Consider the following 13,237-nt stretch of genomic DNA (forward strand, 5'->3'; position numbering starts at 1 on the left):
GGCGAGATGATGTCCGCTAACGGATGTGTGGTGCCGATGTACAGGCCGCCAAGCGCTGCCTTCTAATTTTTGCAGGGATACTGCATGTTTGTAAGCTCGACAGAACTCGTACCAGATGCCCAAAGCGTGCCGACGCATATTGCCATCATCATGGATGGCAACGGGCGCTGGGCAAAAAAACGCTTTTTGCCACGCGTTGCCGGGCATGTTAAAGGGGTGGATGTTGTACGGGATATCGTCAAAGCCTGTATTGAACAAGGTGTGAAATACCTGACCCTGTTTGCTTTCTCCAGCGAGAACTGGCGCAGGCCTCAGGAAGAGGTTTCTCTCCTGATGCAACTGTTTGTGAAAGCGCTTAACGGCGAGGTTTCAAGGCTGCACAAGCATGGCGTCAGTTTGAAAGTCATCGGTGATTTGTCACGATTTTCGAGCGAATTACAGGCGTTGATCCAGAATGCTGAGCAATTGACTGCCAATAACACACAATTGACGCTGACGATTGCAGCTAATTATGGCGGACGCTGGGATATCCTGAATGCGACCCAGCGTATGCTCAAAGCCAGGCCGGAGCTGGTAGCCGGTTTTACGGAGTCGGATCTGGCCGAACACCTGTCCATGGCCTATGCGCCAGAGCCTGACCTGTTCATCCGGACTGGTGGCGAAGAGCGGATCAGTAACTTTCTACTATGGCAATTGGCGTATTCCGAGCTGTATTTCACGGCTGAACTCTGGCCGGACTTTGATGCGAACTCTCTGCAGAAAGCCATTGATTCTTATCGCAGCCGGGAACGACGGTTTGGCCGAACCAGCGAACAGCTGCAATCCACAAAAGCATAAACATGTTAAAAACCCGCCTCCTTACCGCTCTGTTTTTAATCCCGCTGGTGTTTCTTGCCTTGTTCAAAGCCAGCCCCTACGCATGGCAAGGCATCATGGCTGGTGTCGTGTTGCTGGCTGCATGGGAGTGGTCACGGCTGGCCAAGTTCTCGCCACTGATCAAGGTGCTGTTCATCGGACTTACCGCGGTCGCCGGGGTTGGCGTCTATATCGGCTGGCACATGGCGGCTTTCAGGGCTATCTGGATCGTGTTTACGCTGGGTTTCTGGTTTGTGCTGGTGCCGCTATGGTTGTGGAAAAAAGCCAAAATAGACCAGCCAGTGGTGATGTGGCTGGCCGGTTGGCTGGTGCTGCTACCCTTTTGGCTGGGTATGGAAATCTGGCGTAATCACGCACCTTCCATTCCCTCTGGTGCCCGTTTATTGCTGGCCATCATGATGCTGGTGTGGGTGGCTGATACGGCAGCATACTTTGCGGGCAAGGCATTTGGCAAACATAAGCTTGCCCCTGCCATCAGCCCGGGGAAAACCTGGGAAGGCGCAGTCGGTGCGGCTGTGGGTGTACTGATATACGCCTACGCCATGAGTTTTACGCACTGGCTGCTGCCGCTAGGATTATCGTTGCCAGCCTTGTTATTGCTGGGCGTGGTCATGACACCCCTGTCCATCATTGGTGATCTGTATGAGTCCTGGCTAAAGCGTTGTGCAGGCGTCAAGGACAGTAGCCAGTTGCTGCCTGGCCATGGCGGTATATTAGACCGGATTGACGCGCTGATGGCAGTCGTTTCGGTCAGTCTTGTCTTGTTTGAGTTGTCCCGGAGTATTTGATGCGCCAGATTACCGTTCTGGGAGCTACAGGTTCCATTGGCTTGTCCACGCTGGATGTGGTGAAACGACATCCAGAGCGATTCTCTGTGTTTGCGCTATCCGCAAACAGCCAGATCGAAAAACTGTTTGAATTGTGCCTGGTGCATAAGCCCACGTTTGCCGTGGTGGCCTCGGCACCCTATGCTTCCCGGCTGCAAGACATGCTGCGCGATGCACAGCTTCATACTGAAGTGCTCTACGGCCCGGCTGCACTGGATCAGGTGGCGTCAGACCCTGCCGTCGATACCGTGATGGCTGCCATCGTCGGCGCTGCGGGTCTGTCATCCAGTCTGGCGGCAGCAAAGGCGGGCAAGCGTGTTTTGTTGGCCAACAAGGAAACGCTGGTGGCTGGCGGTGCACTCTTCATGGATGCGGTGGCGGCTTCCGGTGCCATTCTGCTACCCATTGATTCAGAACATAACGCTATATACCAATGCTTGCCGACGGTGTATCGGGAGAAGCACCCTGTCCATAATGGTCTGAATACCGCAGGCATTCAGCGGCTGCTCTTGACAGCATCCGGTGGCCCATTCCGCGATGCGCCGCTGGCCTCACTGAAAGATGTGACCCCCGAGCAGGCATGCGCACATCCCAACTGGTCCATGGGTCGCAAGATTTCTGTCGACTCAGCCACCATGATGAATAAAGGCCTGGAAGTGATTGAGGCGCACTGGCTATTTGCAGCGCCAGCCGCCCAGATTGATGTGGTGATTCATCCGCAGAGTATCATTCACTCCATGGTGGAGTATGTGGATGGGTCTGTCCTGGCGCAGTTGGGTAGTCCGGATATGCGTACGCCGATTGCCTATGCGCTGGACTACCCGGAGCGGATTGCATCCGGTGCCAACCGTCTGGACTTTACGACCATGAAATCCCTGACCTTTACGCCGCCTGATCTGGCTCGTTTTCCGTGTCTGAGACTGGCTTTTGAGGCCTTACGTCAGCACGGTGCCGCCCCCGCCATTCTGAATGCCGCGAATGAAGTGGCAGTTGCTGCATTTCTAGAGCGAAAACTGCGATTTACAGCCATCGCAGAGTTGGTGGAATCCGTATTGGCGCGCATGACAGCGACAGCGCCAGCATCGCTGGATGACGTGCTGGCAATTGATGCAGAGGCCCGACAAACGGCGGTGCAACTTATCCCTGCTTTGGCGACCTAACAATGACGCTTACGACAAAGGGCTCACATTCATGGTAACTGTGCTGGCTTTTCTGCTGACACTCACCGTGCTGATCGCCGTACACGAGTTTGGTCACTTTTGGGTAGCCAAGCGCAATGGCGTCAAAGTGCTACGATTTGCCATCGGCTTTGGCAAACCCTTCTGGACCCGACGTTTTGGTGCCGACCAGACCGAATTTGCCATCTGCATGCTACCACTGGGCGGCTATGTGAAAATGCTGGATGAGCGCGAAGCACCGGTTGAAGCATCGGAAGTACACCGGGCGTTTAATCGCCAATCTGTCTGGGTGCGGATGAAAGTGGTCCTGGCGGGGCCATTTGCCAATTTCCTGCTGGCGATTGTGCTATACACGATCGTCATGATGGTGGGTGTCAGCGATGTGGCGGCCAGACTCGGCGATGTAGCGCAAGGTTCATTTGCCAGTAGGGCCGGTTTCAAGGCGGATGATCTGATTACCGCTGTCGAAGGTGCCCCCGTTCGAAGCTGGGAAGATTGGCGTTCCGAAGTGCTGGATAAAGTCGTTGATCGCAAGGATGTGTCCGTGATGGTCATGACCAGAGGCGATGTGGCTGTCGAGCGGATCTTGCCATTATCCGCCATGGCCGAGACTGCGCTTGATGACCATTTTTTTGACCGTCTGGGTTTTTCGCCCTTGCACTTTAATCGCACTCTGGCGGGTTTGGTCCGCGGAGATGTCGCTGATAAGGCAGGGCTGAAAACAGGGGATGAAATCCTCGCTCTGAATGATATTCCGGCAGAAAGTGGTGCTGACCTGATTCAGCAGATTCGCAATTCGCCCGGCAAACCGCTGAAAGTCACCTATCAACGCGATCAGACTGTACATTCTGTTGTTCTGGTGCCACGTACCGTAGGCACTGGCTTACAAGCCGTGGGGCGCATTGGCGTCGCTCCTTCCGTGGACGAAGAAAGTATCCAGAGCCGGCAAATAACGGTCAGGCTCGGGTTGCCAGATGCCGTGGTGGCTTCTCTGGATAAAACATGGCGGTTATCCCGCCTCAGTATTGTCATGATGTGGAAAATGCTGATCGGGCAAGCATCACTGGATAATCTGGGCGGGACGCTGACCATTGCCAAAGTGGCGGGTCAGGCGGCTTCATACGGGATTATTCCTTTTATTGAATTCCTGTGTTTTGTCAGTATTGGCTTGGGTGTGCTCAACCTGTTGCCCATCCCTGTGTTAGATGGTGGCCATTTCATGTATTATGTGGCAGAACTGTTTAAAGGAAGTCCGGTTTCTGTCAGAACCCAGGAAATCGGTCAGTATATTGGTGGCGCTTTGTTGCTCTCATTAATGACATTCGCTCTGTATAACGATATTCAACGCCTATTTTTGAACGCATGATCAAACAGAAAACCATTGCTGTTGTATTAGCCACGCTCTTCTCCGCCTCCGTCTGGGCAGCCGAGCCTTTTGTGATCAAAGATATCCGCATCGAGGGTATTCAACGTACCGAGCCTGGAACGGTATTCAGTTACCTGCCAGTGAAAGTCGGCGAGTCTTTCGATGATGACAAGGCCACGGCGACAGTCAAATCCTTATACAGCACCGGCTTCTTTAAGGATGTCCGCCTGGAAATTGATAACGATGTACTGATTGTGCAGGTAGAAGAGCGCCCGGCCGTCGGTGACATCAAGATCAATGGCGCCAAGGAATTCAGCGCAGACCAGTTGAAAAAAGCCATGAAAGAAGCAGGTCTGGCGGAGTCTCGCATTTATGACAAGGCCTTGGTGGATCAGGCAGTTCAGGAGTTGAAGCGCCAATACTCCAATAAAGGCAAATACGGGGTCGAAATCAAGGCGACGGTCTCTCCAATGGAGAGAAACCGGGTAGCGATCAGCTTTGACATTTCTGAGGGTGTGGTTGCCCGCATCAAGGAAATCAGTATCGTTGGTGCCCATGACTTCAGTGAAAGCGACGTCATTGACCAGATGCAGTTGTCTACTGGCGGCTGGATGACGTGGCTATCCAAAAACGACCAGTACTCCAAGCAAAAACTGGAAGCGGACATCGAGTCCATCCGTTCCTTTTACCAGAACCAGGGTTATCTGGAGTTCAACGTCAACTCCACCCAATTGAATATCTCTCCTAACAAAGAGGATATTTACATCACGCTGAACATCAGCGAAGGCAAGAAATACAACGTATCGGATATCAAACTGGCGGGCGACATGCTGGTGCCGGAAGCAGAGCTGAAGTCACTGATCAAGCTGCAGCCAGGCGAAGTTTTTTCGCGTGAGAAACTGGTGGAAAGTACCAATGCCATTGCTGACCGCCTTGCGAACGACGGTTATGCATTTGCCAGCGTCAACGCCGTACCGGAACTGAACCGTGAGAAACAGACGGCTTCATTTACCTTCTTTGTCGATCCTGGTCGCCGCGTATATGTGCGCCGTATCAATGTGGTAGGCAACACCCGTACCAAGGACGAAGTCATTCGCCGTGAAATGAGGCAAATGGAAGGCGCCTGGTACGATGGCCAGAAAATCAAACGTTCACGTGACCGCGTGGATTTGCTCGGGTACTTCTCTGAAGTGACGGTTGATAATCCTGCTGTACCAGGCACCACCGATCAGGTGGATGTGAACATGAATGTAGTGGAGAAGCCAACCAATAACATTCAGATGAGTGTAGGCTATGGCCAGTCTGATGGGGTTCTGCTGGGTGCTTCCATTACCCAAAACAACATTTTCGGTACCGGAAAATATCTGTCTGCGTCGATTGATACCAGCAAGAGTACCCGTACCTTGGCCCTGTCGTTTACTGATCCTTACTTCACACCTGATGGTGTAAGTCTTGGTTATGACATTTATCACAAGACCAATAAGCCGGACAAACTGGATACCGGTAAATACTACACCTCCAGCAGTGGTTTGGGCGCTCGTCTGGGTGTGCCAATTTCTGAAGAGGATACTGTCAACTTCGGGTTGACCTATGACCAAACGTCGTTGACGAGTGATCAAAGTACCGGTTCGCCAGTTGCCAATGCCTTTATCACCAAGTTTGGTGACAAAATCAGAACCGTGTCGGCAACCGCCTCTTGGGCACGGGATTTGCGTGACAGTGCAACAGCACCGACCACGGGTAGCTACCAGTATGTCTCTGGTGAGCTGGCTTCCGGGGATGTTAAATACTACAAACTGGGTTACCAGTACCAGCATTTCTTCCCGCTGAGCAGAGATTATACCTTGATGCTCAATGGCGAGATTTCCATGGGTAATGGATTGGGTGGTAATGATTTACCGTTCTATCGCAACTATTATGCCGGCGGTATCGGTTCTGTCCGAGGTTATCAAGGTAGTTCTCTGGGGCCAAGAGATTCGACCGATGCTTCCATCGGTGGTAACAAACGCCTGGTATTGAATGCAGAGATGTTCTTCCCGTTTCCGGGCATGAAACATGATAAAACTTTGCGTTTGAGCACATTCCTGGATGCAGGTAATGTATTTGGACCTGGTGATGTGAGTGGGCTTGGCTCGGACAAATTCAGTTTGTCTAACTTGCGCTATTCTGCGGGTGTGGCATTATCATGGATATCACCTATCGGACCACTGAAGTTCAGTATTGCCCAGCCGCTGCATGCCAAGCAGGGCGACAAGAAAGAACGCTTCCAGTTCCAGATTGGTACCACCTTCTGACATGGTGGGAGCGGCGGCATCGCCGGGTGTAAAGATAGATAAGTTAAGTGGATTGGAGATTAAGTTGATCAAGATGTTGCGTTCGTTGGCGATTGCGGTTGCGGTCATTGCAACAGGTGCTTCTGCTGCAGAGTTGAAGATTGGTGTGGTAAATACTGACCGTTTGTTCCAGCAATCGGCCCCGGCACAAAAAATTAACAAACGTTTACAAGACGAATTCTCCAAGAAAGATGCAAACTTGCAGCAGATGCGTCAGCAGCTGAAAGACTTGCAAAATGATCTGGAAAAAAATGATGCAACCCTGTCAGATTCTGACAAAGCAAAGAAACAGGCTCAGATCCGTGATCTAAACACGCGCTATCAGCGTTCTGAGCGGGAGTTCCGTGAAGATCTGAATACTCGTCAGGGTGAGGAAATGGCCAAGTTGCAAGAATTGGCCATTAAAGCGGTGCGGCAATTGGCTGAAACCGAAAAATTTGATCTGATTTTGCAGGGTCAGGACTTGGCTTATGTCAGTCCGCGTGTGGATGTCACTGACAAGATTCTGAAACTGATGGGTGACAAGTAATCTGTGCCACTCGTTAGGCTGGCCGGTGAAGACCGGCGGATGATGGTGTGATTCATGGAAAATAATGCCCTTCGGGGCATTATTTTTTGGGGAGTAGTATGCGGCTGTCTGAACTTGTAGAAAAACTGGGTGGCGAACTGAGAGGCCCGGATCTGGAGATTAGCCAGGTAGCACCACTGGATACCGCAGGGCAACAGCATCTGAGCTTTCTGGCCAACAGGAAATACGCCAGCCAGCTGAAAGAAACCAAGGCAGGCGCCGTCTTGTTACCGCTAGACTTGGCAGATGCGTTTAGCGGTAGTCGCATTCTGACGGCAAATCCGTATCTATATTTTGCCAGAGCCTCCCAACTGATCAATCCGTTACCCAAGGTAATGGCAGGCATCCATCCGTCTGCCTATGTGTCTCCATCTGCGGTTGTCGACGCATCGGCAGAAATCGGTCCGTTTGTCTATGTGGCGGATTTTGCGACAATTGGCCCAGGCGTTGTACTGGGGTCACATGTTCATGTCGGTGAGCGTGCCTCAGTGGGGGCGGATACCCGTTTGATGCCGCACGTGACCTTGTCCTATGGTTGTTCGATTGGTGAACGGGGTATCGTCCATGCTGGTGTGGTGATTGGTGCAGATGGCTTTGGCATCGCGAATGATCAGGGCACTTGGGTCAAGATCCCGCAAATTGGACGGGTTGTGATTGGCAATGATGTGGAAATCGGTGCCAATACCACGATTGATCGTGGTGCGATGGCGGATACGGTGATTGAAGACGGGGTAAAGCTGGATAATCAGATCCAGATTGCGCATAACGTGATTGTTGGTGCACATACGGCCATGGCCGGTTGTGTTGGTGTGGCAGGTAGTGCGAAAATTGGCAAGCACTGTACGGTGGGCGGTGGTGCCATTATTTTGGGGCATCTTTCCATTGCGGACCATGTGAATGTGTCCGCCGGGACCCTGATTACTAAAACCATACGTCAGCCAGGTACGTATACGGGGGTGTTCCCGTTTGATGAACACGATGCATGGTTAAAGCATGCTGCACAGCTCAAGCAATTTGGCCGCACGGCCGCCAGGCTCGCAGCATTGGAATTACAGATGAACGAACAGGACAAGTCTTAATATGGCAACAATGGATATTCATGATATTTTGAAACATCTTCCGCATCGTTACCCGTTTCTGCTAGTAGACCGGGTACTGGAAGTCGAGCCGGGGAAAAACATTGTTGCCTTGAAAAACGTGACAATCAATGAGCCGTTTTTCCCGGGGCATTTCCCGCATCATCCGGTCATGCCTGGGGTATTGATTCTGGAGGCGCTGGCACAAGCTGCTGCGATCCTGTCATTCAAGACCATGGGTACGCTGCCGGATGATAACTCTGTCTATTATTTTGCCGGTATCGACGGGGCACGTTTTAAACGTCCGGTCTCTGCTGGTGACCAACTGCACTTGTGCGTAGAGATCGTTGCGCAGAAGCGGGGCATCTGGAAGTTCAAGGCAGAGGCCCGTGTGGATGGCCAGGTAGCGACCGAGGCTGATCTTACTTGCGCCGTGCGCCAGCTGGAAAAGTCTGAGTAAAGGAAGTCTATGACCGTCTCCATTCATGAAACGGCGATTGTTCATCCTAAAGCCAGACTGGGTACCAATGTCAGCGTGGGGCCATACTCGATTATCGGCGAGCATGTAGAAATTGGTGATGATTGCCAAGTTGGCCCTCATGTCGTGATCGAGGGTCATACCACGATCGGCGCCAGAAACCGGTTTTATCAGTTCAGTTCGATTGGTGCCAATCCGCAAGACAAAAAATATGCGGGCGAGCCAACCAGACTGGAGATTGGTAGCGACAATACCATCCGTGAGTTCTGTACCTTCAATACCGGTACGGCGCAAGACGGTGGGCTGACCAAGGTGGGTAACCATAACTGGATCATGGCGTATGTGCATATTGCCCATGATTGTCTGGTCGGTGACAGGACGATTTTTGCCAACAATGCCCAGCTTGCCGGTCATGTGCATGTCGGGGACTGGGTGATTCTCGGCGGTTTTACCGTCGTTCACCAGTTTGTACAGATTGGCGCCCACAGCATGACGGCGATGGGGACGATCCTGTTCCAGGATGTGCCAGCTTTTGTCATGGCGTCTGGCAATCCGTCTGCTGCGCATGGCATCAATGCCGAAGGTTTGAAGCGCAGGGGGTTTTCGGCAGAAGATATCCAGATGATTCGTCGTGCCTATAAGACCCTGTACAAATCCGGCAAGACATTTGCGGAAGCAAAAGTCGAGATTGCGGCCATGGCGTCGGAAAGCCAGGCAATTGGTTTATTGAGCCAGTCGTTGGAAAATGCAACGCGTGGCATTGTCCGTTAACGGTGTTTGATTCGTCACACTTATAACAGCAGACACAAGAAATTCATGCCAGTGAATCATGTCTGTATATCTAGTCAGAAAAGGGAGGTGGTAAATGGTCGATACACGGCCTTTTACCATTGCAATGGTAGCAGGAGAAGCATCGGGTGATTCTTTGGGGGCGCATCTGATCAGTGCCCTGAAAGCACATCTGCCGAATGCCCGTTTTGTGGGTATTGGTGGCCCGAAGATGATTCGCGAGGGATTTGAAACCTGGTGGCCGCAAGAGAAATTGGCGGTCATGGGCTATGTCGAAGTCCTGAAACACTATCGTGAAATTGTCGGTATTCGTAAAGCGCTCAAACAGCGTCTGCTGGATCTGAAACCGGATGTTTTTATCGGTATTGATGCACCGGGTTTTAATCTGGATCTGGAACTGGACCTGAAGCGCAGGCATATTCGCACGATTCATTATGTCAGCCCCTCCATCTGGGCATGGAAGGCCAAGCGCATTCATAAAATCAAGCGTGCGGTTGATCATGTGCTGGCGTTGTTTCCGTTTGAACCTGAGCTTTACAAGGCCGAGCAGATTCCCGTGACGTATGTCGGTCATCCGCTGGCTGATATCTTTCCAATGACGCCGCCCAAACAGGAAATGCGCGAGCAGATGCGCATTGCACAGGCTCGTCCGGTATTTGCCTTGTTGCCGGGTAGTCGTCAGAGCGAAGTCCGTCAGCATGCGACATTGTTTGTGCGTACGGCTCGCAAAATTACCGAGTCCGTGCCGGATGCATTGTTTCTGGTGCCGTTAATGACGCGAGAAACTCGCGAAATCTTCGAAAAAGCGTGCTATACAGAAGGTGCCGGTGAGCTAGACATCACGCTGATGTACGGGCACGCACCAGAAGCCATGACCGTGGCTGATGTGGTATTGGTTGCCAGTGGTACTGCCACTCTCGAAGCTGCGTTGTTGAAGCGTCCGATGGTGATTACTTACAAAATGTCGGCAATTACCTGGTGGCTGATGACCCGGAAAATGTACCTGCCGTATGTCGGTTTGCCCAACATTCTGAACAAGGCATTTGTGGTGCCAGAAATTCTGCAAAAGCAAGCAACACCAGACCGGCTGGCTGAGGCCGTGGTGAGTGCGTACAAGGACAAGGATGGGCAGAAAGCCCTGGTGGCCAAATTCACCAGCATGCATCAGCTTTTGAAGCAGAATACTTCGCTCCGTGCAGCTGAAGCCGTATTGCATGTACTAGGAGCAGAATGATGGTGGACGCATGGCCTGATGGCCATTGCGGGGTGGATGAGGCTGGCCGTGGCCCACTGGCCGGTCCGGTGTATGCTGCCGCGGTAATGCTGGACCCCGAAAAGCCGATTATCGGTTTGGCGGACTCCAAGAAATTGAGTGAAAAGCAGCGTAACCTGCTGGCGCAGGAGATTCGTGAAAAGGCCCTGGCCTATTGCGTCACATTTGCGACGGAAGCAGAAATTGACCGCCTGAACATATTGCATGCAACCATGCTGGCCATGCAGCGTGCGGTCGCTGGGCTGAGCCAGCTGCCCCGGATTGCCTTGATCGATGGTAACCGGACACCCAAAATGCTGGTGCCAGCCAAGGCCATCGTCAAGGGGGATGCACTGGTGCCCGCCATTTCGGCGGCGTCCATTCTGGCAAAAACGGCACGGGATGCCGTGATGGTGGAGATGCATGAGCAGTATCCGCAGTATGGTTTTGATCAGCACAAAGGCTACCCGACGGCAGCCCATTTGGCGGCCATTGCCCGGTTTGGGGTGTTACCGGTGCACAGAAAATCTTTTGCGCCGGTCAGAAATGCACTGAATCAGTCGCAACCTGCGCAAAACCTGCTGGATTTTCAGTAGGGAAGTGTCTTTACTGAGCATATCGGCAAGCGATAATGTCGTGGCATAATGAAATAAAGTACCGGAAAGCTTTTAAAGGAAAACAACGATGTTTGTGATCATCGGTTATGTTGTCATGTTTGGTGCCATTTTTGGTGCCTATGCTTCGCATGGCGGGCATTTGGGGGCTTTGTGGCAACCGTCGGAAGTGGTGATGATTTTTGGTGGCGGCCTGGGCGCGATGGTGGTCGGGTTTGGCGGCAAACCCCTGAAAGCCACGCTGAAAGCATTGCCATCGGTCTTCAAGGGCAGTCCGTTCAACAAGGCATTCTATATGGACTTGTTTGCGGTTCTGTTCGAACTGCTGACCAAGGTGCGTAAAGAAGGCTTGATGTCTATCGAAGGGGACGTGGAAGAGCCTGAAAAAAGCCCGATTTTCAGCAAATACCCCAAGATTCTGCATGATCATCATCTGATTGATTTCATCACCGATTATTTGCGCCTGATGGTGGGGGGCAACCTGAACGCGTTTGAAATTGAAAACCTGATGGATAACGAAATTGAAACCCATCATCACGAGGGTGCCATCCCGAGCGGAGCCATTGCGAAACTCGGTGATGCGTTGCCTGCATTCGGTATTGTGGCTGCGGTGATGGGGGTGGTGCATACCATGGGCTCGTTGCAGCTACCACCACCTGAGCTGGGTGAACTGATTGGCGCGGCCCTGGTGGGTACCTTCATGGGTATTTTGCTGGCCTACGGGATGGTGGGGCCTTTGTCTACCGTACTGGAATTCAAGGCGGATGAGTCCACCAAAGTTTATCAGACCGTCAAGGTGACTCTGCTGGCCAGCCTGAACGGTTATGCGCCACAGATTGCGGTGGAGTTCGGACGCAAGGTACTGTATTCCACCGAGCGCCCATCCTTTAAAGAGCTGGAAGATTTTGTGAAACAGAAGAAGCAGTAATGGCTTTGTGTACTGAAACCACTAACATGCTTTATCTGTTGAAAGTTGCAAGATGAGTGATGATTCCCAACGTCCGATAGTCGTCAAGAAAATCAACAAAGGTCACGGTGGCCACCATGGGGGCGCCTGGAAAATCGCGTATGCTGACTTTGTTACTGCGATGATGGCGTTTTTCTTGTTGATGTGGCTGTTGGGTTCAGTCTCCAAGGGCAAGCTGTCGGGTATTTCGGATTACTTTAATACGCCGCTGAAAGTTGCCCTGATGGGCGGGGATAGTACGGGGAATGCCAGTAGCGTGATTCCCGGTGGTGGCCAGGACTTGCAGCGTGTATCCGGCGAAATTGCCCATGGACAAAATTCGGATCCGGTAGCAGACAAGAAAGCACGTCAGCAGGCAGAGAAATTGAAATTCGAGGCCCTGAAACAAAGTATTCAGGCCGCAATTGATAAAAACCCGGAATTATCCCAGTTTAAAAATCAGCTGTTGATAGACATGACCCCAGAGGGGTTGCGTATCCAGCTGGTGGACGAAAAAAACCGGCCAATGTTTGATACGGGCAGTGCCAAATTGCAGCCTTATTCGGTGCAGTTGCTGCATGATCTGGGTAGCCTGCTCAATGAGGTGCCAAACAAGATCAGCCTTTCCGGCCATACGGATACGCTCCAGTATGTGGGGGGCGACAAAGGCTACAGCAACTGGGAGCTTTCTGCAGATCGTGCCAATACTTCTCGGCGCGAGATGGTGGTAGGGGGCTTGCAGGAAGGCAAGGTACTGAGGGTCGTCGGTCTGGGGCCAGCGGTGCCACTGGATAGCGAGCATCCGGATGCGCCGATTAACCGGCGGATCAGCATCATTGTACTGAATGAAGAAACAACCGCCTCGATTATCAAGAATAGTGGCAAGACCGACCCAGGCGGAGAGGCTTTGCTTGAACAGGCTGCTTCAAAGTAA

The 13,237-nt window shown here is 52.2% G+C and carries 13 protein-coding genes; all 13 read left to right on the plus strand.

Features of this window, described 5'->3' with window-relative positions; translation table 11 throughout:
* Window positions 1–84 precede the first annotated feature (84 nt).
* Window positions 85–837 carry a polyprenyl diphosphate synthase gene (gene uppS / locus F552_RS0112245; RefSeq protein WP_018152040.1) on the plus strand — a complete coding sequence of 251 codons (753 nt, stop codon included), beginning with the start codon at window positions 85–87 and terminating at the stop codon, window positions 835–837.
* Between the two features lie 2 nt (window positions 838–839).
* Window positions 840–1,664: a phosphatidate cytidylyltransferase gene (locus F552_RS0112250; RefSeq protein ID WP_018152041.1), complete on the plus strand. Its 825-nt coding sequence runs from the start codon at window positions 840–842 to the stop codon at window positions 1,662–1,664.
* Window positions 1,664–2,863, plus strand: coding sequence for a 1-deoxy-D-xylulose-5-phosphate reductoisomerase (gene ispC / locus F552_RS0112255; RefSeq protein WP_018152042.1), 1,200 nt, complete (start codon window positions 1,664–1,666; stop codon window positions 2,861–2,863). Before F552_RS0112250 ends, ispC begins: the two co-directional genes overlap by 1 nt.
* 31 nt (window positions 2,864–2,894) lie before the next feature.
* The gene (gene rseP, locus F552_RS0112260; protein WP_018152043.1) at window positions 2,895–4,247 is read left to right on the plus strand and encodes an RIP metalloprotease RseP; all 1,353 of its coding nucleotides are present in this window, start codon (window positions 2,895–2,897) and stop codon (window positions 4,245–4,247) included.
* A complete protein-coding gene (gene bamA / locus F552_RS0112265; protein ID WP_018152044.1) occupies window positions 4,244–6,541 on the plus strand; it encodes an outer membrane protein assembly factor BamA in 2,298 nt (765 codons plus the stop codon). The genes rseP and bamA overlap by 4 nt, the downstream gene beginning before the upstream one ends.
* A gap of 1 nt (window position 6,542) precedes the next feature.
* Window positions 6,543–7,109 (plus strand): OmpH/Skp family outer membrane protein, encoded by a 567-nt coding sequence (locus tag F552_RS0112270; protein WP_211208275.1) that lies wholly within the window; start codon window positions 6,543–6,545, stop codon window positions 7,107–7,109.
* Window positions 7,110–7,207: 98 nt separating this feature from the next.
* On the plus strand, window positions 7,208–8,227 hold the full coding sequence (gene lpxD, locus F552_RS0112275; RefSeq protein ID WP_018152046.1) for a UDP-3-O-(3-hydroxymyristoyl)glucosamine N-acyltransferase: 1,020 nt from the start codon (window positions 7,208–7,210) through the stop codon (window positions 8,225–8,227).
* A 10-nt stretch (window positions 8,228–8,237) separates the two neighbouring features.
* Entirely contained in the window at window positions 8,238–8,684 is a 447-nt protein-coding gene (fabZ, locus tag F552_RS0112280; RefSeq protein WP_018152047.1) for a 3-hydroxyacyl-ACP dehydratase FabZ, read from the plus strand.
* 9 nt (window positions 8,685–8,693) lie between these two features.
* On the plus strand, window positions 8,694–9,473 hold the full coding sequence (lpxA, locus tag F552_RS0112285; protein ID WP_018152048.1) for an acyl-ACP--UDP-N-acetylglucosamine O-acyltransferase: 780 nt from the start codon (window positions 8,694–8,696) through the stop codon (window positions 9,471–9,473).
* A gap of 94 nt (window positions 9,474–9,567) precedes the next feature.
* The gene (gene lpxB, locus F552_RS0112290; RefSeq protein ID WP_018152049.1) at window positions 9,568–10,725 is read left to right on the plus strand and encodes a lipid-A-disaccharide synthase; all 1,158 of its coding nucleotides are present in this window, start codon (window positions 9,568–9,570) and stop codon (window positions 10,723–10,725) included.
* A complete protein-coding gene (gene rnhB / locus F552_RS0112295; protein ID WP_018152050.1) occupies window positions 10,722–11,339 on the plus strand; it encodes a ribonuclease HII in 618 nt (205 codons plus the stop codon). Before lpxB ends, rnhB begins: the two co-directional genes overlap by 4 nt.
* 88 nt (window positions 11,340–11,427) lie before the next feature.
* Window positions 11,428–12,285, plus strand: coding sequence for a flagellar motor stator protein MotA (gene motA / locus F552_RS0112300; protein WP_018152051.1), 858 nt, complete (start codon window positions 11,428–11,430; stop codon window positions 12,283–12,285).
* 52 nt (window positions 12,286–12,337) lie between these two features.
* Window positions 12,338–13,237 carry a flagellar motor protein MotB gene (gene motB, locus F552_RS0112305; RefSeq protein WP_018152052.1) on the plus strand — a complete coding sequence of 300 codons (900 nt, stop codon included), beginning with the start codon at window positions 12,338–12,340 and terminating at the stop codon, window positions 13,235–13,237.

The sequence above is a fragment of the Leeia oryzae DSM 17879 genome (genome assembly GCF_000376945.1).
Lineage (GTDB): Bacteria > Pseudomonadota > Gammaproteobacteria > Burkholderiales > Leeiaceae > Leeia > Leeia oryzae.

Bases quoted from the DNA above. Each gene is read 5' to 3' on its own strand.
- uppS (WP_018152040.1), top strand. From the start codon at position 85: ATGTTTGTAAGCTCGACAGAACTCGTACCAGATGCCCAAAGCGTGCCG.
- F552_RS0112250 (WP_018152041.1), top strand. From the start codon at position 840: ATGTTAAAAACCCGCCTCCTTACCGCTCTGTTTTTAATCCCGCTGGTG.
- ispC (WP_018152042.1), top strand. From the start codon at position 1,664: ATGCGCCAGATTACCGTTCTGGGAGCTACAGGTTCCATTGGCTTGTCC.
- rseP (WP_018152043.1), top strand. From the start codon at position 2,895: ATGGTAACTGTGCTGGCTTTTCTGCTGACACTCACCGTGCTGATCGCC.
- bamA (WP_018152044.1), top strand. From the start codon at position 4,244: ATGATCAAACAGAAAACCATTGCTGTTGTATTAGCCACGCTCTTCTCC.
- F552_RS0112270 (WP_211208275.1), top strand. From the start codon at position 6,543: ATGGTGGGAGCGGCGGCATCGCCGGGTGTAAAGATAGATAAGTTAAGT.
- lpxD (WP_018152046.1), top strand. From the start codon at position 7,208: ATGCGGCTGTCTGAACTTGTAGAAAAACTGGGTGGCGAACTGAGAGGC.
- fabZ (WP_018152047.1), top strand. From the start codon at position 8,238: ATGGATATTCATGATATTTTGAAACATCTTCCGCATCGTTACCCGTTT.
- lpxA (WP_018152048.1), top strand. From the start codon at position 8,694: ATGACCGTCTCCATTCATGAAACGGCGATTGTTCATCCTAAAGCCAGA.
- lpxB (WP_018152049.1), top strand. From the start codon at position 9,568: ATGGTCGATACACGGCCTTTTACCATTGCAATGGTAGCAGGAGAAGCA.
- rnhB (WP_018152050.1), top strand. From the start codon at position 10,722: ATGATGGTGGACGCATGGCCTGATGGCCATTGCGGGGTGGATGAGGCT.
- motA (WP_018152051.1), top strand. From the start codon at position 11,428: ATGTTTGTGATCATCGGTTATGTTGTCATGTTTGGTGCCATTTTTGGT.
- motB (WP_018152052.1), top strand. From the start codon at position 12,338: ATGAGTGATGATTCCCAACGTCCGATAGTCGTCAAGAAAATCAACAAA.